Raw genomic sequence first — 24,504 nt, forward strand, 5'->3', positions numbered from 1 at the left:
ATCCGACCATCCTGTTTGTCGCTCTTTATACCATAATTCTCCGGTATTATAACTACATTCGGCGGCTAAAACTTGTCCGATGTTTCCATTTAATACCCTACCGAGGGCCTCTCTCTTCGGCAGATGATAGCGCCAGCAAAAACCTGCAACTAGCGCAAGGTTTTTAGATTGTGCTTGTTTGGTAGAAGCAATTACCTTTCTTAGGCCAGGGGCATCGACTGCAAATGGTTTTTCACAGAAAATATGTCGACCAGCATTCACGGCAGCCTCTAAATGGTCCGGACGAAAAGCAGGAGGAGCAGCTAATAATATCACATCCAAATCGAGTTCTGTCAATTTTTTGTAGGCGTCGAGTCCTACAAACATATGTTCTTTGGATACCTGCACCTTATCGCCTAAGCTTTCCTTCAGCGTTTTATGAGACGTCTCCAGTTGATCTGCAAAAGCATCCGCCATTGCATACAATATGACATTGGGGTCAGCATTGAGTGCTTCTTGTGCTGCTGCGGTGCCACGTCCACCACATCCGATAAGGCCGATCTTTAGTGTTTTGTTGTTTAAGGACCAGATCGGACTGGAGGCGAATGCCGTTTGGCTGGCAATAATACCCGTTACAGAGGTGACGCCTGCTACTCGGAGAAATTTTCTTCTGGAATAATTCATTTTGTTATCGATTAAAATGTTTATAAATTGATTGTTTTTATTATGCACTGTTGTTCAGAGTTATATTTTGGAAGCAGCGAGATAATGTGAATTTTGCTTCCTATGGATTTTGGACTAGATTACTATTCCTATCTATTTCTGCTTGTGGTATATAAAAAACGACACGGTTATCAGAGGGCATTATTTTCTGAGTGATGTCCGTAGTAGGTGTATTATTTAACGAATGTGTGCCCGGATAGTTACGCTCTAAGGGGCGATCATTACGATACAAATCATAGGCGCGATGTCCCTCAAATGCAAGTTCTAAAAAGCGTTCTTCCAGTACAGCATCCATTACTGATTTTCGCTGCTGCTGGAGCGTACTTTCTGATATTAAGTCGGCACCAGAAAGTCCAGCACGGCGCCTGAGTAAGTTGATATCCGCGATTGCAGCATTATTGTTTCCTAGCTTGGCTTGAGCTTCAGCGCGGATGAGGTATATCTCAGCTAGTCGTATATACACCGGTGAGCTGAGATTGATCTGCCCTTCCTGAAGAGAGTATTTATTAACGTAATACATTGGAGTTACCGGTGTTAATTTTTGATTGAACTGTAGTTTTCCATCCTGAATAAACGGCGTAACGAAGGAGTTTCGTAAATCATTTTTATATTCTTGAAGGAAATTGTAATATTTAACCGAGGCGTATATCTCTGCCCAACCGCTAACCCCTTGACCGAGCGGGTTTCCAGATACGTCGCCACTAAAATACATGGAGCCAATAGCGCTGGTCCCGCGATCCTCAACCTTGGTGTGTTTGATTCCAAATATTGTTTCGCGATTATTTTCTGGTGTGCTTCTAAAATACCCCGTGTACTCGTTGCCTTCTAGCAACGAATATCGATTGGAGCTAATCACCAAATTCGCATATTTAATAGCATTTTCGTTGTCTTGTTGGTATAGGTATACTCTAGAAAGCAGGGCATAAGCCACTTCTTTAGACGCAAAGGAATTACTTTTTTCCTGATTCATCATGTCTGCAGCGCGAAGGAGATCTTCTATTACCGAGGCATAGACCTCTTTAACGGAACTGCGCGCAATGTTGGCAACCTGATCGTCTGATAATCCTTCCTTTAGAATAGGAACACCTAGATTTTCCCCGTTAGCTTGTGGGTAAGGTCTACCAAAAACTCGAACCAAATTAAAATGCATCATAGCTCTGAGGTAAAGGTTTTCCCCTTTGAGTTGTAACAATCCTTCGGCGGCATCATCGGGTACAAATTCAATAATTTTGTTTGCCCCCGCTATTACTTTATAAGCCTGAGACCAAAAGTTTTGACAGTGATCTGAAGTATTGATGTGGTTATAGCGGTACGCACGAGTCAGGTCATCGCCTGAAGATTGTCCCTGTGCAACGGCATCGCCTGGATATTCCATTAAGAAATGTCCACTGCGCACGTATGCTGCATCTTTGAGCAAGGCGTAGGTTCCAATTGTTGCTGTCCCTACATCCGCTTCATTGCCAAGGGCCGTTTCTTCCTCTATATATTGTGTTGGTTCGTAGTATTTTTCACACGAGGCATTGCCCAGCGCGAGCGAAAAAATACCCAGTTGGATGTATAAATATGTACGTTTCATTTTCTGATATTTAAAGTGTTAAATTGATTCCAAAAAGAAATTTTCTGCTGATGGGGTATTTAAAACTAGATACGCCAGAGCTTAAATCGACTTGACTTAGAGAAACTTCAGGATCCGGACCGGAAAAGTTCGTTAACGTCCATAGGTTGTCAGCACTCAAGAATAGATTGATTTTTTCTACTCCCCATTTCTCCGTCAATGTATTAGGAAGGTTGTAACCCAAGCGAACATTTCTTAGGCGGAGATAGCTTCCGTCTTCCAAGTAGCGTGAAGAAGACTGGTTGGATTCTTTATTTCCACCAACGATTGGTTTGGGATGCGTCGCTTGATCGCCTTCCTTTTCCCATCGGTTCCATCCATCGGGGAGGACCATAGAATTAAACGCTTCGTATAAACCGTCGTTATCAAAATAAACCCTTGTTTCATTGTAGACATGGTTACCATAAACGAAATTGAAAAATGCTGACAAAGTAAACTCTTTATATGTTAATGAGTTACTTAACCCCCCTGTGAATTTAGGAGCTCCTGAAGTTCCTGAAAATTGACGAGAGTCACTGGCAGCGGCCTCACTATAAGAATTGGTCTTTGTTTTGGTTTGATTACCTTGATCGTCTATCGTGATTTTTTCCCATAAAGGATCCCCATTTGCAGGATCAACGCCTGCCCAAATAGGAAGGTTGTATGCATCGATGTCATGGCCCACGGCAATGGGTTGACGCGAACCTGGATTAAATATAGTTGCGCCATCGCTAAGTTCTATCACTTTATTACGATTGAATGCCATGTTTAAGCTCGTTTCCCAAGTAAAATTTTCGTTGTTAAAATTCTGGGAAGTCACATTAAACTCTACACCGCGGTTTCTTACCGATCCGGCATTGACCCAGACGTAACTGTATCCCGTGGTTGCTGCTAGTGGTTTCCGATAGAGCAATTCACTCGCTTCTTTTTCATAAATATCAACCGTTAGTGAAAGTCGATTCCAAAGTGTCAAATCCAAACCCAGATTGGCCGACCTAATTTTTTCCCAGGTTAAGTTTGGGTTTCCTTTTTGAAATGGAGCTGCACCGGGAAGACCAGAATAACTGGCATCTTGTGTAATACTATAAAGACCCATCGCTGCGTAATTCGATATTCCGTCAGCATTTCCAACTGTACCGTAGCTTCCCCTAATTTTTGCAAATGATATCAAGCTATTGGATTTCAAGAAATCTTCATTGCTTAAAATCCATGACCCCCCAAGTTGGAAGAAATTTGCCGTTGGATTGTTGCGACCAAACTTGGATGAAAATTCATTAACGAACGATCCAATTAAAAAATAACGGTCATTGAAATTATAATCTGCTTGTGCTAGATATTTTCGGTAACCGACTTGATCGCGCGCTCCTTCTGGGTTTTGTAATATGCCAGTGGCCACGGACATGACATCTTTTCCTGCGGGAAGTCCTTTTCCTGAAATGTCTGAATATTGAGAGGTTGTAGTTTCTACCTCTGCGACACCGAGCAACACTAAATTGTGTAGGCCGAAGTTTTCGGCATAGCGCACTCTATTGGAGGTTAGAAACCTTTTTGACTCGGAAGTCCCGTTGTATAATTCGCCGATATTTGCCCCACCTTGCTTGGTGCGCCGATCATAGTAACGCGCATAGCTACCGTTATTTAATTCCGTTCTGTTGTAACTCGATAGCGTTATTTTACTCGATAGGGTATAATCCAAATTTAGATCTCCTGTGACGGCCCAGTTCTCGTCTCTGTTGTAGTTGTATTGGAGTGAATGCAAAAAATTCTCCTTTTCCCTACCAGTCCAACCGTCATAAAACCGTCCATCGATCGGGTTTCCTTCTTGATCGTATGCGGGGTCAAATGGTAAATTGGTATATGCGTCGTACATTGTATTGCTGTTCTCTTGGTCATTCTTTCTTAGTGCGCCATTAATATTTACTGTGGCCTTGAGGCGTTCGCTTACTTGGGCGTTAAGGTTCGTTCGGAAATTATATCCTTTATTCCCTGTCCCTTTCAGTGTTCCTTCCTCTCTATAAAATACACCAGATGAATAAAATTGGACGTTTTCACTCCCTCCAGAGATAGCTAGATTATGACTGTTAATGTAACCCGTCCCAAATGCTTCATCCCACCAGTTCGTATTGGTTTTAAGTAATTCCGGATCGCGGTCGTAGAATGTCGTTTGGAAATCGTAAAGTTGTTGGGAATTCATAAGCTTAAAGTTTCCCGTTGTGGCGTTTCCAAATCCAAAGGAGTTGTTAAAATTGACTTTTGTTCTACCAGGTTTTCCTGTTTTTGTGGTGACAATAATAACGCCATTCGCAGCTCTTGATCCGTAAAGTCCCGTAGCTGCAACATCCTTTAATATAGAAACTTGTTCGACGTCGGCCGGATTATACGAACCACCTATGTTCCCATCTACTACGATAAGAGGGGCGGTACTGGCGGAGATGGTTCCGGCACCCCGAACTAGGATATTTGGTGTACTGGTCGGGTTGCCAGAAGGTGTGGAAACTACAACACCAGGAGCCTTTCCCTGCAACATGCTCGGAAGATCATTGGCCGTAACATCTTTTAGTTTCGCCTCGGATATATTGGTTACGGAGCTGGAAAGATAACGTACTTTTTGACTGGAATAGCCTACAACGACAACTTCGTCTAAGTTATCAACCAGTTCAGTTAGAACAGTATTTATTTCCGGTTGTCCGGTGAATTGTACCTCTTGTTCATTGTAGCCAAGTACTGAAAACACTACCGTTCCAGCCGATGAAGGGACGGGGAGCGTGTAGTTACCGTTGTTGTCCGTGGACGTACCCGATGTAGTGCCTTTAAAAATCACCGAGACGCCAGCGACAGGATTGTTTTGTTGATCGACTACTCTCCCTTTTACGGAGGTTTGCTGTAAATGCAACGTCGTAAGGGTGTTAATCAATCGATGGGGGGATGCGCTAGTGAGCATAGTTCGCTTTGTTGATACTAATGATTTTCCTGTCGCAGCGGACTGAACAGGATTGAGAGCAATACATCCAGAAAATGCAATTAAAAGTAAGTCGCGCTTTCGGCTCATAAAGGTTTTTTGCTCTAATCGGAGCTTGTTTAAGTTCAATTTGTACATCGGTTATCTATTTTGGGTTAGATATAGTTGTTTAGGGCTTCGTTTTAACACGAAGGTCAAATGATTGATGAAATCACTATTAGCTTCTGTATGGGTTTAGGTGTTCTACGGGTGAAAACCTCCTTTCTTTTTTAAGTTTATGAAAGTTAAATAGGGGTAGCTATACCCGAAGTGAATTGGATAGACGATTTTCGTTTTTGGGTAGTTATCTACGTGTCTTTTCAAAGGGAGACTGGTTTAAGTAGATTCTTTTAGTTTACAGGTTGTTGATCTAAAGTTAATTACAAAATCGCTGAAAAGGAAATATAATATTGGAATTCATCTTTTTAGGCTTTTACTGATGTAAAAACGGCGATTATTTGTCACTATTCGGTATTGGAGCCGCAAAAAAAAGGTAGGTCACAAAAAGTGACCTACCTATATAAAAATGGAGAAATATATATTAAACTATAACAAACTGTACGTCCGCTTGAAATTTGACGTCTTCACTAACCATCACCCCACCGGTCTCTAAAGCAGCATTCCAAGTTAAACCGAACTCTTGACGGTTGATTTTGCCGGTTACCGTATAGCCCGTTTTCTGGTTTCCCCATGGATCTTTAGCAATACCGCCGAATTCAGCGTTGAACGTGGTTGGCTTAGTAATATCTTTTATTGTTAGATCGCCGATAAGTTCGTATTCATCTCCGTCAATTTTTTTAATCTCCGTAGTCGTGAATTTAATGGTAGGGTAGACCTCAACATTGAAAAAATCTTCACTCTTCAAATGTTGATCCCTTTGCTCATTTTTAGTGTTGATTGATCCCGCTTTAATTTCTACGCTTACTTTTCCTTGTGAGATATCATCTGAGCTACTTTCAAGGATCACATCGAAATCTTCAAATAGTCCTTTGACATTTGAAATCATCATGTGTTTTACTTTAAATTCGATCTCGCTATGCGCTTTGTCTAAATTCCACGTTGCCATATTTTCTTTCTTTTAGTTTTAAATTTTGATACCACAAAAATACGGTATGAAAAAAGCTAGTGCATTGATGTAGGTTAAGAAATTAAAAAAGGACAATGAATATCGTCCTTTAAACCTTTTTTTTCAAGTTTATGCCTGTTCGGCTAAAAAAGATGTGGAGTTTTTCGCGACAGTGATCTTTTAATCTGTCAGTGTAAATTCGATTTCCTGAGTATCTCGGGAATTTGGACCGATGAGTATTTTAAATACACCGGGTTCAGTTATCAATTCAAGCTGTTGATTATAGAATTTTAGATCGTCCGGTGAAATGACGAACGAAATCGTTTCGGATTCTCCTTTTTTCAATGTGATTTTATCAAAACCCTTTAACTCTTTAATAGGACGGGTTTGTGATGCAACCAGATCGCGGATATAGAGTTGCACAATTTCCTGTCCATCGTAATTTCCAGTGTTAGTTACTTTTACCGAAGCGGTCAATGAATCCTCTTTTGTAATGCTTGTTTTACTTATAGTAAGATCTGAATAATCAAAAGTTGTGTAGCTAAGTCCGTAACCAAAAGGGTAAAGGGGCTCATTACTTACGTCAAGATAGTTCGAACGGAATTTTTGAAACCACGCTCCTTCGGCGAGCGGGCGCCCAGTATTTTTTTGACTATAGTATAGTGGTAATTGTCCGACATTCTGCGCAAAAGTAGCCGGTAGTTTTCCCGAAGGATTTACGTCTCCAAATAGTACGTCAGCGACAGCTTTTCCTGTTTGAGTGCCGCCGAACCATACGTTTAATATGGCAGGGACATGCTGATTTTCCCAGGCTAATGTAAGCGGTCTACCGGTGAAAAGAACGAGGACGACTGGTTTTCCGGTTTCTAGCAACGCTTCTAACAGCTTACGTTGGGAGGAGGGGATATTTAGATCCGTCCGACTAGAGCTCTCGCCACTCATTTCGGAACTTTCCCCGAGAGCGGCCACAATAACATCAGCCTGCTTGGTGGATTGGATAGCCTCAGCAATAATCGCTTCAGGCGTCCGGTTATCCCGGGGGATGGTTCTCCCAAACATGGTAGCACGTTCCTGTAAAGCCGCATCATCGGTTAAGTTGGCACCTAGATGCGTAATAATTTTCACGCTGTTGCCTAAGGCCTGCTTCATACCTTCTACTAATGAGGCTGTGTTTTCTAGGTCAGCGCTCACACTCCAGGTTCCGGGCATATTGGCGCCCGTGTTTGCAAGCGGTCCAACGACAGCTACTGTGCCTTGCTTTTTAAGAGGGAGTGTTTGGTTTTCATTTTTTAAGAGAACAAAGGATTCGGCGGCGGCTTCTCTCGCGAGAGAAAGATGTTCGTCGGTAAGCGTGTTTTTTCTCTGTCGCTCGGGGTCGCAATATCTAAATGGATCATCAAATAAACCAAGTTTATATTTGATTACTAATACATTGCGGCACGCTCGGTCAATATCTTCGAGATTTACTTTACCTTCGTCGAGTGATTTTTTTAAAGTGGAAAGAAAACCTTCACCTACCATGTCCATATCAACTCCTGCTTTCAACGCTAGTGTTGAAACCTGCTGCAGATCACCTAAGCCATGATCCGAAAGTTCGTTAATAGCTGTATAGTCGGTGACCACTAGACCGTCAAATTTCCAGTCTTTTCGTAATAAATCGGTTAGTAACCAGTGATTCGCACTTGCCGGGACACCGTTAATATCGTTAAACGATGTCATGACCGACAAAGCACCGGCATCGATAGCTGCTTTATAAGGAGGAAGGTATTCGTTATACATCCGGTGTAGGCTCATATCGGTGGTGTGGTAATCTCGCCCTGATTCAGCGGCTCCATATAAAGCGAAGTGTTTTACACATGCTAATAACGTGTTGTTACTACTTAAATCGCCACCTTGGTACCCGATAACCATCTCTTTTGCAATCCTAGCACTGAGATAAGTGTCCTCACCGCTACCTTCGGAGATACGCCCCCAGCGCGCATCGCGGGAGATGTCGACCATGGGAGAAAATGTCCAATTTAATCCGTCGGCTGTCGCCTCGATCGCGGCAACTCGTGCTGTCCCCCGTATAAGGGGCATGTTCCAGGTTGCTGCGAGCCCAAGAGGAATGGGGAATATTGTTTTGTACCCATGGATAACGTCCATACCGAAAATGATGGGTATTTTAAGGCGAGACTGATTGATAGCTAATTCTTGTGCCTTTCGTATGCGCTGAGGGGAGGTCATACTGAATATACCGCCAATGCTCCCAGACTTTATTTTAGATTCAACATCTGTAGAGACGACGGCGCCTGTGGTTGCTTCACCGCCTGTAACCAGGTTTAACTGACCAATCTTTTCTTCAATTGTCATCTTTCCCATGAGATCGTCGATATATTTATTCATCTTTTCATCCTGTTGGGCGAAGGCAATATTGAGGCTTGTTAGTAGGTAGCTACAAAAGAGTATTTTAATGATTTTCATGATTTTTTCGATCTACAGTTTCTAGAAAGGCCCAGTCCAAAAGAAACTGAGCCAATTCACTAACCACCAATTTATTTTATGTGAGGACTGTGAAATCCAAGTTTTTTTAATCCATGTTGTATTTCCGGCGCCTGCATAAAAAGATTCCATATTAAACCCGTCCGATAGTTTTCAATCATCACCACGATCGGCCCCTGATCGATCGCCAGATAACGTTGAGGAAACCATTGCTCGGTTTCACTGTAAGCATCGTAAAAACCATATTTACCCCATGTTTTATCGCCTAAATTACTGAATAAGTAACGAGCAAAATCGAGACTTTCTCCCGGTGTGTAGGGCATCGATGATAAGGCGGCTGTGGGGCTTATCACTGACTTATCGTTGTCCGGATGATGTGCATTATACCCATCGATAGTGTATGAGGCGGTAAGTCCCCAACCTTTTTTTGCACCGTATCCTTTAAACTGATTTGGATTTTTCTCGGCATAAGCGATGTTGATTTTGCTGTGATTGATTACCGCCTGACCATAATCTACATACGGGTCCTTTAGTCCGGTTGGATTCAACCCTAGGAAGGAGTAATGTGCCCAGAATAGGGGGCCGACTTCACCAGGTTTGGCGTTATGCTTGACAATCGTTGGTATATCGAATTTAACAGCATCGGATTTAATTTTTCCATCTCTTGCCCATCCGTGGTCATATACTTCTGCATCGATAGGATATGTCGGTGAGGATGCGGCAAGAATATAGGAAATTAAACATTCGTCGAACCCCTGTATTGGATGATTCATTCCAAAATTGTGAGAGGGACTCCAATGCCAAAAAAGGACGTTCTTGTTATCTGTATAATGGTTCCAGTCGATGCCTTTCCATAATTCATCCGTCTTTTTTGCGAGCTGTACTTCTTGTTCATTACCATCTTTAAGATATTCGCGAACAACAAGTAGAGCCTGCGCTAGAAAAGCAGTTTCCACGATGTCTCCACCATTGTCTTTTTCGCTAAATGCTTTAACGGTACCTTTGTCTCCGTGATACCAATGCGACCATGCGCCCTTAAACCTTGGTATCTTGCCGAGGTAGTTCATAATGTGGCTTAGGCGCTCCACGCCCTGTTCTTTAGTAATGTACCCACGCTCCATCGCCACAACGATTCCCATTATCCCAAAGCCACTACCCCCAATAGTGATGACGTTTTGATCGTTCTCTGGATAAACGCCATCTAAATGTATACGTTCACGGGCAAGGCCGGAGGTAGGCTCGGCGCCGTCCCAAAAATATTGAAACGTATGTTGCTGGATTTTATTTAGCAATGAATCTTCAGATAGGATGCTACTGTCTTGTGTCGTGTTACTGGCATTAATGTTATTCTGTTTGTTGTTCTGACAACTGATAAAACAGCTAGTGCTTATTAAAATTGTTGTTGTTATCGTTCGTAGATTTATCATTATTTGTGATTTGTTGAGCTGAAGCTCAATTTTATAGGAGCTATTTTATCTATGGACCCGCGATTACAAGGTCTAATATTAATTTACTGCGGTAATTTTCAATGTCGATAATCTGGCGCCCTTGTTGATTGCACCGTAGTTGTTAGCGACACATGGTTGATGACAGTACGACCATGTTAAGAACTGTAGTTTTCTAAAGCCTGTTTTCCAGTCTGTATATGCATTCTAAGGTTGCTTTTTATTTGCCTAGAGCTAGAAGCCAATTTTCTATAATTACGAGAGCTTTAAAGTAGGAGAGGATCTATTGATCGCCTCCTAACTGTGAATCTTTTTACCAACCGTTATTTTGTCCCAGATCGGGTGTTTGTATCAATTGATTATTTGGCACTGGAAATAAATATAGTTTCTCTTGAAATTTCTTTCCTGCTGCCGTCATAGCAGCGTCCGCTTGTTTGGTGCGTATTAAATCGAACCAACGATCATGCTCAAAGGCAAGTTCAAGACGCCTTTCTTTCCAAACCGCCTGTCGAATGTCTGCTTGTGAAGAAGCGGCCACGTTAGGAAGTTTTACGCGTGCGCGGACTGAATTGAGTGCTGCTTTTGCTTCAGCTGCGTTACCCAATTCATTGGCTGCCTCTGCCTTGATCAGAAAGACTTCTGCGAGGCGCAAATAACGCAGATTTTTATCTGTGTCTTCTGCTCCACCATTTGCTGAGGAGTATGCTTTTTCATTGTACATCGCATTTTCGCTGTTTCCAATTTCTCGACCGTCAAACATAATCTCACCGCGGAAAATGATGGTAGCGTTTTTGCGGATATCATCTTTCTCCTCTTCAAATGCTTTTAATAGGTTTGCAGAAGGCGTATTGAATCCCCAACCAATACTTGCGGAGCCACCACGAGGACCTTGGGTCTGTGAATATTGATTAATTCCGTGGGCGATAGATTCTCCTCGGGCCTGAAATTCGAAGATCGACTCAGGGCCGTTTTCACCTGCTAAACGCCATATTTTAGCATAATCTGTTTCGAGGCTATATTCACCTGAGCTTAATACGGCCTGAGCGAGGTCATAGGCCTGTTGCCATTCTCCTTGATATAAGTGTACTTTTGCTTTCAAGGCTTGTGCTGCGCCTTTTGTAGCGCGCCCGAGGTCTTTGGCAGCATAAGCCGATTTTAGCGGTAGATTGTCTATTGCGAATTGCAGATCCGCCTCTATATAATCGTATACCTCGGTTTGCGGTACGCGGACGGTGAGATCAATATCTTGGATTGGAATGTCACCCCATCCACGAACTAAGTAGAAGTAGTTAAGTGCTCTAAGGAAACGTGCTTCCGCAATGAGTCTATCTTTGAGGGCCTGGTCGGTAAGTCCATATTCTTCGGTATATGCAATAGCTTGACTTGCCCTACCTATTGATTTGTACCAGTGCTCCCACATCGAACTAAGGGACCCCGCTGTAGACGTATAAGTCAAGTTATCTAAAACGTCCTTGTCACCACCATTGTCGGTAGGGGAAGATCCTTTATCAGCATTATCGGATATGATCTCCGTAATTCCTAGGAAAGAAAACGCGTAATTCCAATCGGTAAACATTCCATAGATACCGTTGACAAATGCTTCAGGGGTATAATTCTCTCCGCTATGTTCGGCCTCTACAATTTCTTGTGAAGGAACGTCCAAAAAGTCTTCTGCACATCCGGAAAACAATAAACCGGCTGCGGTTAAAAGGGCTATATTTAATTTTCTTTTTTTCATGATTGCGAATGTTAAAATGTTAGAACTGAACATTAATACCAAACAAGAAGTTTCTTGTTGTCGGGTAAGCAGACAGCTCGATACCCGAGGTTAACTGCGGATTACCATCACTAGGTATTTCTGGTGAAAACCCCGAATATTTTGTAAACATGAATGGGTTTTGTGCAGTAAAATATACCCTTAAATTCGAACTCTCGTTATACAATCGCTTGAAGGTGTAGCCTAAGGTAATGTTATTGATGCGGAAATAATCGCCAGGTTCTAGATAATAGCTAGACGCATACGAGTCTCGATCAGCACCTGGGTCAGTATTGGAGGATCCTTCTCCGGTCCACCGATTGTTATATGTTTCTTGGGTGATATTCTCTCCTCCGTCGATGCGTGTCCCTTTCAACCCGTTGTAGATTTTATTGCCTGCTACACCAAAACCTGCCACTGACAGATCTGCCGATTTGTAGGTGATTCCTAAATTAATACCATACGTAGAAGTCGGCATGAAAGAGCCTAAAAATGCTTTGTCCCTGTCATCTATAACACCATCATCATTTTGATCCTTGTAACGTAAGTGGCCAGGACGGGGAGAGCCGTAGGAAGCATTTTGGGAAATCTCCTCCGTGTTTTGCCAAACACCCTCAGTTTCCCACATCCACCAACCATAAAGAGGTTGACCTGACTGAATACGTTTGGTAATCTGGCCGTTGCTTAGACTTCCACCGGTAGAACCATCGTATGCAGTTTTTACTTCTGTAAGTTCGTTGTGGTTGTATGCATAGTTTACACCTATATTGTAGTTTAGGTCGTCAGAAATCGAATTTTTCCAATTTAATATCACTTCAAAACCGTTGTTTCTTACTTTACCACCGTGGTCATAGAAATCATTTGCAAACGGCGAGTTCAATAGTGGTTGAACTTTCATAATAACATTGGAATTCAGTTTATTGTAATAATCAATTGATCCAGAAAGCTTCCTGTCTAACATCTCAAAATCTACCCCAACACCGGTTTCATAGGTTTTTTCCCAGAAGACATTTAAAGCCGGGCTACCGAAAGCAGCGCCAAGACCTAGGGTTTGCCCTGGACCAAAAACGTAGTTATAATTGGAACTTCCTTCAGATGTCAATACTTGTGATACGTTCAACGGTATACCTTGGTTACCCAAAATTCCCCAGTTGGCGCGAAGTTTTAAGAAATTCAACACGGTGCTGTTTTTCATAAAATTTTCATTTGAAATTGTCCAACCTAATCCTACTGAAGGAAAATTATCGAAATATTTTCCCGTGCTTTTAAAGACACTCGATCCGTCACGTCTGAATGTTGCTGTTGCGTAGTATTTACTATTGTAGTTGTACTGAACACGTGCAAAGTACGACGCTAGTGCAATGGGTGTATAGGAAGTTTGAGACAGCACTTTATCGTAGTCTAGTGATGCGTCATTAATATTCCAGTATTGTTCTTGCGGTAATACGTCATATCCGAGACCATTAATCATGTTTTTTATGTCGAATTTCTCACGGGAGAAACCTGCGATCGCACCAATTTGATGGCCATTGAAATTCTTATCGAAGGATAGGAAAGTTTCCCACAGCCAGCGAAAATCTTCTCTTTTTTCGTACGATAACGAATTGTTAACGTATGAAAGGGATGTTGGGTTTTCAGCTTTTAGCTTTTCAAATTCTTGCGCCGTGCGAAGTGGATTACTTTGTAACCAAGCATCTTTTACATCCGAAAATGTCCTATCGTTTCCGAAAACTTTGGTGGCACCAATTCTAGAATTGACCTTTAAGAAATCCAATATTTGGTATTCTCCTTCTATCCCGCCCTGTATGCGCGTGCTGTTCTGAAGTTGATTTTGCCGTTGTATAGCATACATAGGGTTACCGATCGAATTTAAATTACCAGTTGATTCTCCTTCGGCTGTTTGATAGCCCGCGACACCGGTATTGGTATTGTAAATTGAGGTGCCGTAACGGCCATTATCAAAAAGCACAGGTGCAAGAGGCGTTTGACGATAGGCATCATTAAATGCACTGTATGGTTTCGGGGTTGACTTATTGAAACTTAGATTCAGGTTCTGTGTGAATTTAAGCTTGTTGTCTAAAAATTTATAGACATTGTTATTCCGAACAGTGTTTCGAACATGTTTAGATCCGTCGATAATACCGTTTTCAGTGAAATTATTGGCGCTTACGAAGTAATCAACGATCTCCGAGCCGCCAGAGATATTCACCGAGTTGTTGTAAACAACACCGGTTTCAAGGATCTCGCCAAACCAGTCGGTATTGTATCGCTGGTCGGCTGCTAGCGAATCTCCTTCACCGATGCCACCGATATTTTCATTGTAATAATTGACGTATTGTGTGGCATCAGCCATTTTAACGCGGTTTAACATATTCTTTACGCCGACATAGCTTTCGTAACCGATTTTTACGCTGCCTGCTTTTCCTTTTTTTGTTGTTACCATGATAACCCCGTTGGAAGCACGGATACCATATATAGAGGCGGATGACGCATCCTTAAGGACGTCGATGGACTCAATATCAGCTGGATTTATACTGTTAATGTTGTCCATCGGAAACCCGTCGACAATATATAAAGGGTCGCGTCCCCCAAGAGCGGTTCCAAGACCGCGAATTACCACTTGAGGGGTTGATCCCGGTGCTTCCGAGGCAGTGATGTTCACCCCAGCGACTTTACCTTGGATCGATTGCATCGCGGACATGGCGGGTTGCTTGACTATCTCGTCCGATTTGACGCTACCTATAGCTCCGGTAAGGTCTACTTTCTTCTGAACACCGTAACCGACCACCACTACTTCTTCTAATGCGGTGTTCTGGTTCTCTAGAAAGATTGCAATATCTGTTTGATCACCAACCAACACAGATTGTGAATTGTAGCCAATAAATGTAAATATTAAACTATCAGTAGGGGATGCCTCCAGGCTGAAACGGCCTGCCCCATCCGTTTGTGTTCCTGCTGTTTTTCCACTAATGGAAACGGATACCCCAGGGATGGCCATCATATTCTGGCTATCTTTGACAGTACCCGATACGTTTTTACTTTGACCATATAGCCATGTAAGGCCTATTAGGTAAGTAAAGGTCAGCGTTAGTAACTTCCTCATTATAATATTGGTTTTTGAGTGTTAATGAATCTCTCGTATGTCTCACAGTAAGTGAGTAACTACTATAACAAAGATGTGATGTATTGGTTCTAACCTGAAATTTATCGAGTATACATTACTACTACACAAATATATCGCTTGCTCGAAAATTAGATTGTATCGACTTAATTAGTTGTTTTATAGTATTTTAAAGTTATTTTTCTCTACCATATTTTTTGTAGATAGTGTATTATTTACACATGTGTATATTTTGCGTTTTGTAGTAGTAATGTAGTAGTAAATCAATGTGAAAACTGTCAGTTCCTATGTGCTATGCATGTATTTTAACATAAATACATGCCATTTTTTTCGAAAAGGGAGACAGAATGCGCGACGTTTTTACACTCAAAGATTTGATATAGTCCAAAAGGAAACTATACCGATTTAAAATTCAAGAAGGAATTCTGTGAGATTTTTACTTGTAGGAAGATCTAATTTTTTTCGCAGGCGATAACGGCGAATTTCCACACCACGAGTACTGATATTCAGTAAAGATGCAATCTCTTTGCTTGACATATTTAAGCGCAGGTAAGCACAAAGTTTGAGATCGTTTGGTACCAGACCTGGATATTCAGCTTTTAATTTCTTGAAGAAATTCTCGTGTGCTTCATTAAAACTCTTTTCAAAAATGTCCCAATCACGATCATCATTATGTGCCTCTTCAATAAGTTTGTTAACCTTACGCAATTGGTCTGAGCTGAGTTTGTTACCGGAGGAATCATTTAGGTTAGTGAGTTCCTGATGTAGTGTGTTTAACATTTCGTTCTTGTAAACGATATTTAGCGCAGAATTAGCCAGTTCTCGGTTTTTGTTAATAAGCTCCTGTTCAAGTTGGATATTTTTAAGAGATATTAATTTTTTTTCATTTGCTGCTGCTTCATTTGCGAGACGTTCTTCTTGTTCAGCTAATAATTTAGCTTTCAATTTTTGCTGCTGTATGTGAAGTCTCCGTTCGTAATGTTTATTTGCAAAATACACGAGCATGATGACGATTAGAATATAGATGATCGCCATTGGCCACCTGAGGTACCAGGGCGCTTGTATATAGAAAGTTATCGCAGTCACTTCCGACAATGTTCCGTCTACATCCATTGCTCGCACGTTAAAGGTATAAGTACCGTAGGAAAGATTGGTGAATTCCTTGACAGAAGTTTCCTCCCATACGGACCAACCCTGATTAGCTCCATCCAATTGATACTGGTAACGAACGGGTGTGGACGAATACCAAGGCGAGGAGTAAGCTATGCGTATGTTGTTTTGCTTGTTAGGAAAATCAAAATCTTCATAAACCGGTGTTACTTCAGTTGTCGTATTCCAAATATTAGTAATAATGGGCGGAGGAAGGGATTTATTGGTCGTGCTTTGTTCAAAGTAAAGAGCAAAGCCGTTATCAAGAGCGATTAGCGACAGTGCATTATTTACGTTTAGGATATGCTCGTAATCATTCATAAGCTTACCTTTCAAAGTATTCCAAGATGAGGAATCTATTTTAAGTTTTCCATTATCTGAAATTTGAATTTTGGCGATGTGCGATTTTTTGATAAACCAGTAGGCGTGATTTTTTATAGGTATAATCTTATTGGCATTAGCGAAACTAGCAAGTTGGTCGTTTAGTTCATCATAACGTTTAAATGAACGTAAGATGTTGTCAAATATATAAAAACCTGAATCAGAAGCAAATACTATGTTTTCTTCGAGGTTATACATACCGTGTAGCTTGGTGCCCGCCGGAAGGCCGGCAGTAATGCTTGTAAAGTCGGTCTCAGTTTTTCTGATAGTGTCTAGTTTAAAGTTGAATACATTTTGATGGTTACCCAACCAAAACTCTTGGTTGTCTTTCTGAATGATGTGACGAATAGGAGTTTTATGTTCGCCATACTGTTTGACGAGTGCAACAGATGGAGTGGTTCGCATGAGCCCAACGCCGGTGTAGTTTGCTTGTAGCCAATAGCTACTACCTTTGATATGTTGGAATGCCCATGCTCCTGTAATTGTCGATAGTAAGATCAACTTGCCGTTTTCCAGCATATACGTCCCATTGTTGTGGCCACAGATGAGTTTTCCACCCACATTTTCCAACGCCCAGACCTGCCCTTCTGAGTTCGGAACAAAAGTGAAATTTAGAGCGTTATATTGGCTAGGGCCATGCCAATCACTAACGTACAACCCCTGGTTTGTACCTAGATAGATTTTGTCGTTAAGGATATGTGAGGTGTAAACAGTACCCAGACTCCCAGTAATGTCTGTATAGTAATAAAGTGGGCTATTTATATCAATCCGGTCAATCCCATTGTCCAATCCTGCCCAAAGGTTGTTTTGTTTGTCGACGGACAAACTTAATACCGTGTTATTTTGTAACCCGTTGTTTTTATTTATATGTTGGACGATATCTCCTTTTTGATTAAGTATAATTACCCCATTTTGTATGGTTCCAAAAGCGTATTGATCTCCATATAGTTTTACTCCGTTGTTCAGCTGGTATCTTTTTAAGAAATCGTCGGCTTGTGTTTCCCATGTAGCGATTGTACCATCGGGTCTCAATTTAAACAGACCATCTTTACTGGTGCCGATAAGAATGTCGTCATTTAAGAACGGAATCATACACAAAATATTCATACCGTGTAGCTTATCGGCATCTCTTACCCGTATTAGCTTTCCATTTATGAGTTGGTGTAATCCTGAGGGAATCTGCTCAAAATATAATTTGTCTTTGATCTTGAAACTAAATAGAAAGGGCTCTCCGTCAGCAGTTATTGTTGTTATTTTATTGTCTTGATAAAGGTAACTTTTGGAGAACGTATGAAAATACACTTTATCACCGTCGATTACGATGCGCCAAATTTCGTCATTTTTTAGATTTTGTTGATCTCGAACCAACGGAGTTAAACTGGTGTAAATCATTTTCCCGTAGCTGCCAGGAGTCCAGAACCCAAATTCACCTGAACCTCCGACAAGGATTCTTCCCGTATCATCGATGTTGACGCTCCGAAGTGTTGCATTGTTTTGCATTGGATAAAGTTTCCAATGTTGACCATCAAAGGCAAGCAATCCTTCGGTGTTTGCAGCATATATTATTCCTTTGTTATCAACGGCCATGCTCCAGTTTTGATTGCCAGCCTGGTAGTTAGATTTGCTATATTGCTGTACAAAAGGAGTGCCGACTCGAGGAATATTTTGTCCCCGGGTAATGGCCGCGCTGGCCAAGATCAGACTGTAGATTATGAGCGAACGGACTAAATATAACATATTGGAGAACCAAATATACAAAAGGTTCCTCTGATTATTGTATAGATGAGGGTTCGTTTGGTTAGAGTGCGCTAAGGGGATCGCCTCGCGAGAAGAAACTATCGTCCGTAGGGTTGCTTATTTAGCGGATTTCTTCAAGAGTTCTATTTCCTCATCAATAATGTGAGGATAGTCGATCAAGGCTTCCTTGATGTGACGGATACCGTATTCTAACGACATAAGTTGAGCGATCGTCACTGCGTGCGAACGAACGTGTTTTAAAAACGGGGCTTTAGGCTTGCTTTTTTTACTAAATGAATTTGTTTTCATAATGCAAAGGTATGAAAGTATCGATAGTTAAGACCGCATTATTTTATAATTGATGTTTTTTAAATTTCAATAATAGATTCGTGCAACGCCTGTGAGGTAATTTTAGATGGTGTCTGGGGTATCCTATATTACTTTTGCTTCGAATCGTCTATAATTAGCGTGTAGTCTGCTTGCTGGATGTCGAAATCCTGAGAGGTTAATACAGTGTTTATTGTCAAAACCCGCTCCCGAGCCTCTTCGGGGAGAAAACTAGGGATTCCTTGCCAATTCTTACTGTGATAAGACCCGTTTAAATGTATGATGATGTTGTCATTGGTTTTGTGTTTAGTTAAAAAATGAGCCATAGTCGCGTCCTTTAAAGCTTGAGAATACACTAAGTTGGTACTTTTGTGTCCTTCACCCATACTTTTCATCTCTCGATAAATAGAAATGCTGGTGTCTATATTCATCGGTAACGGGGGAAGGAATTGCTTTGCGTAGCTTGATAGTTCAGAGAGTACCTCGAGACCATTATGGTATACGCTACTGGCGTATCGACGGGGTACATTGCTAGCTATTAATGGAATTTCGTTCTCTCGTGCGAATTCCACCAATGGCTTGTAATCGGCAAAGTAGTTTTTCCAAACACGAGCCTCCGTCTGAAAGCTATTTTGATTAATCTGACCTGAAAAATATTCATCAATGATAGGCTGTACATCGGCTTCGAACATCTCCATGGCGAGGATAATACGTCCAGAGTATTTCAGTTTTAATATTTTAAGTAGTTCTAATTCAGCAATGTGGGCTTGCGGTTGGTCGTGCAGCTCACCAAAAAAAACATAGGAATGCTGTTCACAAGCGACACTGATAGAGTCCCAAGAGATTTGCTGCCCACTGCGGTTTAGAATTTGGTAGGGTTGCTGGGCGATCACCCGCGCTAAGCCGGTGATCATTAACAACCCGAGTACTAACTGTTTCATCGGTTTAGTTTTAAATTTGAAACTAATGCTCTCCAATCTTCCCGTTCCGGTATATTTGGTTTTCTTTTTCCGAAAAACTGTACGATTAGAATTCCGTCTTTGTCAAATGCTTCAACGCTATGTACCAGACCAAGCTCTGTAGGTTTTTTTACGACCCAAAGAGAGTCTATCTGAGAATCGTTTAGATGAAGGTTAAATGTTTCGTCCAATATATTTATCCAAGGACCCGTGCGTAATATTTTTTCAGCTTTACCAGTGTGAATCTGGATCAGGCTAGGGTTTCCAACAAACACCATAAAGTCGATACCTGTAGAAGATGCAGCGTTTAAAACTTCCTGAGTGAGCAGGTTGGAAATTTTTTCTGCGTAGCCCTGTGGTGCTAGACGTAAAGATTGTAGGCGTGTTAAATTATATTTTTTAAGAAGACCCGAGAAGTCATGTGTGTCCTTCAGATCGCGCCATTCCTGTTGGAATGCCTTTATATCTACTTCGTTGTCAGAGATCTCCGCTTGTTTTGGACGTGGTCCTTGCTCTACGGCAGGGAAATCTTGTTTTTCAGTAGTGAATTCATCCAGAATTGTTTGGTAGGCAACGTGATCGCTGTTTTCCGTTAAATACACTTTCAGTGCTGCTACGCCATATTTATCAAAAAACTGAATGCTTTTACGTTGGTTTTCATCGACTGCGAAGGCAAACCCCCAGTCTTTCAAAAACAAACGGAGATCAATATCTGGGTTGACAACAAGGCCTACCTGTCCGTGAAACCCGGGTTTTGTGAATTTGCCTTTTCGTTCGTGTACAGCGTAATCGTTTCTAGTAAGGGACATGATTGGTCCTAGCGAAGGTAATTTTTTTAAAATCTCCCGAAATTCGGGGGCTAGCATTTTCGTGTTTTCTCCAGTAGCTACAAGTTCAGCTTCGGAAACGCCAAGCGATTTGGCCGCATCACGAATTCTAACTTTGGGATTTTCTGTTTTAAAATTTTGGTATTTCTCTCTAAGAGACAGGTTGTTTATTATTTCCATTTTTATATGTTTTTCTAATGAGAAATTGGTACAATGATGGGGTATCCGATCTTTTGATCTGTTATTTTTCGAACTTTTGTGTGGTAGGTATTGAAGATAAGCTCCTCATTGAGGATCTGCTTCGGAGCTCCAATTCCCATTACTTGCCCATTTTTTAAAACGAGGATACGATCCGCATATTGCGCCGCCAGATTGATGTCGTGAAGAATACTTATGATAGTCATCCCTTGTCGCGTTAGTGACTGAGCCTTTTCTAAAATGATCTGTTGATATTGCAGATCTAATCCGGTAATCGGTTCATCCATGAGTAAGATGCCCTTTGGGTTTTGATATATTTGAGCGAGTGTCCGCGCGAGTTGGACGCGTTGTTGCTCACCGCCGGAAAGCTGATGAATAAATCGATCCTTGTAATTTAGCATCCCCATTTCGCGAAGGGCCTCATTTGTAATCTCAATATCCACTGGTGCGGGGTTGGATTTAAAATGAGGATAGCGTCCCATCAATGCAATTTCAAAGACTGTCAAATTTACATTGAGGTGGTTGGATTGCGGTAAAACGGCTCGAAAAGTAGACAACTCGCGATGAGTTAATGCATTGATACGCCGATTGTGTATGGTGATATGTCCGGAATCGGGAACCAACTGTTTGCTTATTAGTTTCAATAATGTGGACTTCCCCGCTCCGTTGGGGCCGATGATGGCGAGTATCTGGGAACGCTCAGCAGTAAAACTGACATCCTTAATAAGTGACCGCCTAGCAATGCTATAGTTTATATCCTGTGCGTGTATCATATTATTTTCCTTTCGCCTTTGTGATTGAGAATGATAACGATAAACATTGGTACCCCCATAAATGCAGTTAATACCCCAAGCGGTAGTTCGGCTGGTATTACAATAATACGTGCTACTAAATCAGCGAGTACCAAAAGTCCAGCTCCGAGCAGACCTGACGCAGGAAGTAAGAATTTGTGATCGGCGGAAACTGTGATTCGAAGAAGATGAGGAACGAGTAACGCCAGAAAGCCTATCACTCCAGCCATGGCTACCGAGGCACCCACTCCTAGCGCCGCTAGAATGATAACAATCTTGTTTACCCGGCGAATATTAATTCCCAAATGTTCCGCTTGGGACTCTCCAAGGGCGAGGGCATTAAGTGCTTTTCCGAGAGGGAGGAGCCCCAGGGTGGTAGTCAGCGAAAAAGGTACGAGTACGAGCACCGTTTTCCAGTTAGCGCCGCCTAAACTACCTAAAGACCAAAATGTTATATTTCGTAACTGTTCATCTGTTGCTACGTATGTAAGCAGTCCTGTAAAAGCTATCGCTAATGCATTAATTGCTATTCCTAGAAGTAATAATGAAGAGATATCGACCTTTCCGTTTTTTACAGCAAAGCGATACAGAAGCCAAGTAGTCAAAAATGCTCCTGTGAAAGAGGCTATCGACAGTGCATAATATCCAAAAAGCAATGTTAAGGAATGAAATATTGTACCGCCAAGTACAATAAACATTACGGCAAACAAGGATGCTCCCGCTGACACACCTATTAATCCAGGTTCTGCCAAAGGATTTCGGAACATCCCCTGTACCGCACAGCCAGCCATACTTAGGGTTGCGCCAATCAGTGCTCCTAGAATAACCCGCGGGGCTCTAATAGCAGTTAAAACCGCTTTCTGTTGCTCTGGAAGCTCACCTAAGTCTATGTCGAACAGCTGCGTTACGAGTATGCTTAGTAGGTTTTTTATCGGAATTTCAATGGCGCCTACACATATGGACAATATGCAGGAAATCAAAAGGAAAACCAATAATACTGAAACAATTAGTCCTTTGTTCTTTAATATCATTAATTAATTTTCGAGTGTAGTTCTTCAATTGCTTGTGGTAACCTAGGGCTAAATCCCGAAAGGAGCTGTCCGTCCATTGCAATGATACGTCTGTTCTTTCCGGCATTCGTTTCCGTCACCCCTTGTACTTGCAAAAGCCCCTGTTCCTCGCCTAGGCTGCTAAGACCAGAAGAGAAAAATAAGAGAACATCAGGATTGTATGCAACTAGGGCCTCAGGAGTTAGTGGTTTATATTCATCAAAATCCTTAGCGGCATTTTCCGCTCCTGCGAGTTCGATGACCTTATCTACTTGTGTACCTTTACCACCGACCATCATTGTTCCCGCGCCCCGGGCATAAATGAACAGCACTCTTGGTTTCTTCGTTGTTTTATCGAACGCTTGAACTGCCAACATCTGTTTGTTGAATTCTTTAAGGATCGAATCTCCTTTTACCGTCTGGTGAAGCGTGTCAGCAATATTACGAATAAGATTTTTGGCGCCGTCGACAGTATATTCTTGATCGAAAAGTATCAGGCGTACGCCGGCCTGCTTAAATTGTTCTACGGTTTCCTGATTGACATCTTGTTTTGTTCCAACGATTAAGTTAGGTCTTAAAGCAAGCACGCCTTCTACTGGTATTTTTTTACTGTGTCCAACTTTAGGTTTTTTTTCAAGTTCTGAGGGATAGTTTGATGCCACGTCTGTACCAACAATCTGCTCCTGTAATCCCAGTGCACTTACGATTTCGGAGACAGTTCCGTTTAACGAAACGATTCGTAAGGAATCATTGCCATCATATTCCACTTTATTTTGATCTGCTTTATTTTGGCAGGAAATAAGGAGACAAGCAGTGCATAGACCCCAAAAAATTTTATTGATAGATGCCATAACTATTTATTTTTAACTAATTGATATTCAATTTCCGGATACCCGCGTTTTCCACTATCTTCAACTCCCATTACTAAGAATTTCAATTTGTATACATTACCTGCTTGGTCTTTGATTACGTAAAACCTGTCTTTTAATACCCCGACGCCATTTGTCGTTACCCGCCAATGTGAGCCGATCGTATTACGAGATGCAGAGAAATTTACACTGCTAACATTTGATTCATCAAATTCCTCATAACTGGGTTGACCGTTCGAAGCGCCTTCTTTGTTTTGGAAAATCACTTCAGCTGCAGAAACACCTGCTAGATGGTTGATGAAGACCAGATCGCTATAGTAATATGGAATAGCCCCGGTTCCCATTGTTGTATAATACATACTCTTGTTCCACACTAGGTCCCATTCCGTTTTTTTGGGTTCTACTTTCACTTTTCCATTAGCAAAAGAAATAAAATTAAAGTTATAGTCGCCTTCTTTAGTCACTTGTAACGTTTGTATTTCGTTATTGCTAAGAAGCGCATATTGTAACTCGTAGGTGCCGTCTGTGGACCTATTGATCTTTACTTTCCATATGTTTGCCAAATCAACTTCTGTACCATGAGCTGTATTTAGAATGTATACCTTATTCTTATCCTCATCTGCACTAATTTGTCCAAATACGGTTTTATCTAAACGAGCTAATGAGTCATCATAGTTTGCTAGTTTGTCTGGCGTGTATCCGTAACTGAGTTTGCTAATGTCGACATTTGAACTATTCACGGCGGCAAGATCGGTTGAGGATGTTGCCATCGCGGCGACAGCATTTTGATTATTTAATATAACGCGAAAATCATCTCCCGAATAGAATCCTAGCGTCCAGGAATCACGTTTTACAGAACTTTGAATGTCGGCGCTAAGATCAATATAAACTGCATTCGCAGCGTCGCTTTCGCCTTCACCACCCTCTAAGGTCATGTTGTTACCCTGTGAAGGGGGGATAACTGGCGTGGGGCTCTCCTCGCGGCTACAGGCACTAAGAAGGATCATCGCTAAAAAAGTAAGCTGTTTTATTTTTGATAAATTTTTCATGGATG

At 41.7% G+C, this 24,504-nt stretch carries 16 protein-coding genes; all 16 read right to left on the reverse strand.

Going from position 1 to position 24,504, the window contains the following annotated elements; genetic code table 11:
- A partial coding sequence (locus HP439_RS04130; RefSeq protein WP_172389084.1) for a Gfo/Idh/MocA family protein occupies positions 1 to 663 on the reverse strand: 663 nt, incomplete at its 3' end.
- A gap of 100 nt (positions 664 to 763) precedes the next feature.
- Complete coding sequence (locus HP439_RS04135; RefSeq protein WP_172389085.1) at positions 764 to 2,278, reverse strand: RagB/SusD family nutrient uptake outer membrane protein; 1,515 nt, start codon at positions 2,276 to 2,278, stop codon at positions 764 to 766.
- A gap of 10 nt (positions 2,279 to 2,288) precedes the next feature.
- The gene (locus HP439_RS04140; protein WP_172389086.1) at positions 2,289 to 5,345 is read right to left on the reverse strand and encodes a SusC/RagA family TonB-linked outer membrane protein; all 3,057 of its coding nucleotides are present in this window, start codon (positions 5,343 to 5,345) and stop codon (positions 2,289 to 2,291) included.
- 490 nt (positions 5,346 to 5,835) lie between these two features.
- Positions 5,836 to 6,360, reverse strand: a complete 525-nt coding sequence (locus HP439_RS04145; RefSeq protein WP_172389087.1) for a YceI family protein — start codon at positions 6,358 to 6,360, stop codon at positions 5,836 to 5,838.
- Positions 6,361 to 6,540: 180 nt separating this feature from the next.
- Positions 6,541 to 8,823 carry a beta-glucosidase BglX gene (gene bglX, locus HP439_RS04150; RefSeq protein ID WP_172389088.1) on the reverse strand — a complete coding sequence of 761 codons (2,283 nt, stop codon included), beginning with the start codon at positions 8,821 to 8,823 and terminating at the stop codon, positions 6,541 to 6,543.
- A 71-nt stretch (positions 8,824 to 8,894) separates the two neighbouring features.
- The gene (locus HP439_RS04155) at positions 8,895 to 10,268 is read right to left on the reverse strand and encodes a glucoamylase family protein (RefSeq protein ID WP_172389089.1); all 1,374 of its coding nucleotides are present in this window, start codon (positions 10,266 to 10,268) and stop codon (positions 8,895 to 8,897) included.
- A 331-nt stretch (positions 10,269 to 10,599) separates the two neighbouring features.
- Positions 10,600 to 12,024 (reverse strand): RagB/SusD family nutrient uptake outer membrane protein, encoded by a 1,425-nt coding sequence (locus HP439_RS04160; RefSeq protein WP_172389090.1) that lies wholly within the window; start codon positions 12,022 to 12,024, stop codon positions 10,600 to 10,602.
- A gap of 19 nt (positions 12,025 to 12,043) precedes the next feature.
- On the reverse strand, positions 12,044 to 15,145 hold the full coding sequence (locus HP439_RS04165; protein WP_172389091.1) for a SusC/RagA family TonB-linked outer membrane protein: 3,102 nt from the start codon (positions 15,143 to 15,145) through the stop codon (positions 12,044 to 12,046).
- A gap of 423 nt (positions 15,146 to 15,568) precedes the next feature.
- On the reverse strand, positions 15,569 to 18,430 hold the full coding sequence (locus HP439_RS04170) for a triple tyrosine motif-containing protein (RefSeq protein WP_172389092.1): 2,862 nt from the start codon (positions 18,428 to 18,430) through the stop codon (positions 15,569 to 15,571).
- A 117-nt stretch (positions 18,431 to 18,547) separates the two neighbouring features.
- Positions 18,548 to 18,739, reverse strand: a complete 192-nt coding sequence (locus tag HP439_RS04175; protein WP_172389093.1) for a hypothetical protein — start codon at positions 18,737 to 18,739, stop codon at positions 18,548 to 18,550.
- A gap of 128 nt (positions 18,740 to 18,867) precedes the next feature.
- Positions 18,868 to 19,698, reverse strand: coding sequence for a ChaN family lipoprotein (locus tag HP439_RS04180; protein WP_172389094.1), 831 nt, complete (start codon positions 19,696 to 19,698; stop codon positions 18,868 to 18,870).
- Positions 19,695 to 20,723 carry a hemin-degrading factor gene (locus HP439_RS04185; protein WP_172389095.1) on the reverse strand — a complete coding sequence of 343 codons (1,029 nt, stop codon included), beginning with the start codon at positions 20,721 to 20,723 and terminating at the stop codon, positions 19,695 to 19,697. Before HP439_RS04185 ends, HP439_RS04180 begins: the two co-directional genes overlap by 4 nt.
- A gap of 14 nt (positions 20,724 to 20,737) precedes the next feature.
- Complete coding sequence (locus HP439_RS04190) at positions 20,738 to 21,514, reverse strand: heme ABC transporter ATP-binding protein (protein WP_172389096.1); 777 nt, start codon at positions 21,512 to 21,514, stop codon at positions 20,738 to 20,740.
- Positions 21,511 to 22,563 (reverse strand): FecCD family ABC transporter permease, encoded by a 1,053-nt coding sequence (locus tag HP439_RS04195; RefSeq protein WP_172389097.1) that lies wholly within the window; start codon positions 22,561 to 22,563, stop codon positions 21,511 to 21,513. Before HP439_RS04195 ends, HP439_RS04190 begins: the two co-directional genes overlap by 4 nt.
- On the reverse strand, positions 22,563 to 23,432 hold the full coding sequence (locus tag HP439_RS04200; RefSeq protein WP_216657761.1) for a heme/hemin ABC transporter substrate-binding protein: 870 nt from the start codon (positions 23,430 to 23,432) through the stop codon (positions 22,563 to 22,565). The genes HP439_RS04195 and HP439_RS04200 overlap by 1 nt, the downstream gene beginning before the upstream one ends.
- Before the next feature lie 2 nt (positions 23,433 to 23,434).
- On the reverse strand, positions 23,435 to 24,499 hold the full coding sequence (locus HP439_RS04205) for an HmuY family protein (RefSeq protein ID WP_172389098.1): 1,065 nt from the start codon (positions 24,497 to 24,499) through the stop codon (positions 23,435 to 23,437).
- Positions 24,500 to 24,504 lie beyond the last annotated feature (5 nt).

This window comes from Sphingobacterium shayense (genome assembly GCF_013179575.1).
Lineage (GTDB): Bacteria > Bacteroidota > Bacteroidia > Sphingobacteriales > Sphingobacteriaceae > Sphingobacterium > Sphingobacterium shayense.

Bases quoted from the DNA above. Each gene is read 5' to 3' on its own strand.
- HP439_RS04165 (WP_172389091.1), bottom strand. From the start codon at position 15,145: ATGAGGAAGTTACTAACGCTGACCTTTACTTACCTAATAGGCCTTACA.
- HP439_RS04140 (WP_172389086.1), bottom strand. From the start codon at position 5,345: ATGAGCCGAAAGCGCGACTTACTTTTAATTGCATTTTCTGGATGTATT.
- HP439_RS04180 (WP_172389094.1), bottom strand. From the start codon at position 19,698: ATGAAACAGTTAGTACTCGGGTTGTTAATGATCACCGGCTTAGCGCGG.
- HP439_RS04170 (WP_172389092.1), bottom strand. From the start codon at position 18,430: ATGTTATATTTAGTCCGTTCGCTCATAATCTACAGTCTGATCTTGGCC.
- HP439_RS04160 (WP_172389090.1), bottom strand. From the start codon at position 12,024: ATGAAAAAAAGAAAATTAAATATAGCCCTTTTAACCGCAGCCGGTTTA.
- HP439_RS04175 (WP_172389093.1), bottom strand. From the start codon at position 18,739: ATGAAAACAAATTCATTTAGTAAAAAAAGCAAGCCTAAAGCCCCGTTT.
- HP439_RS04200 (WP_216657761.1), bottom strand. From the start codon at position 23,432: ATGGCATCTATCAATAAAATTTTTTGGGGTCTATGCACTGCTTGTCTC.
- HP439_RS04185 (WP_172389095.1), bottom strand. From the start codon at position 20,723: ATGGAAATAATAAACAACCTGTCTCTTAGAGAGAAATACCAAAATTTT.
- HP439_RS04195 (WP_172389097.1), bottom strand. From the start codon at position 22,563: ATGATATTAAAGAACAAAGGACTAATTGTTTCAGTATTATTGGTTTTC.
- bglX (WP_172389088.1), bottom strand. From the start codon at position 8,823: ATGAAAATCATTAAAATACTCTTTTGTAGCTACCTACTAACAAGCCTC.
- HP439_RS04155 (WP_172389089.1), bottom strand. From the start codon at position 10,268: ATGATAAATCTACGAACGATAACAACAACAATTTTAATAAGCACTAGC.
- HP439_RS04145 (WP_172389087.1), bottom strand. From the start codon at position 6,360: ATGGCAACGTGGAATTTAGACAAAGCGCATAGCGAGATCGAATTTAAA.
- HP439_RS04135 (WP_172389085.1), bottom strand. From the start codon at position 2,278: ATGAAACGTACATATTTATACATCCAACTGGGTATTTTTTCGCTCGCG.
- HP439_RS04205 (WP_172389098.1), bottom strand. From the start codon at position 24,499: ATGAAAAATTTATCAAAAATAAAACAGCTTACTTTTTTAGCGATGATC.
- HP439_RS04190 (WP_172389096.1), bottom strand. From the start codon at position 21,514: ATGATACACGCACAGGATATAAACTATAGCATTGCTAGGCGGTCACTT.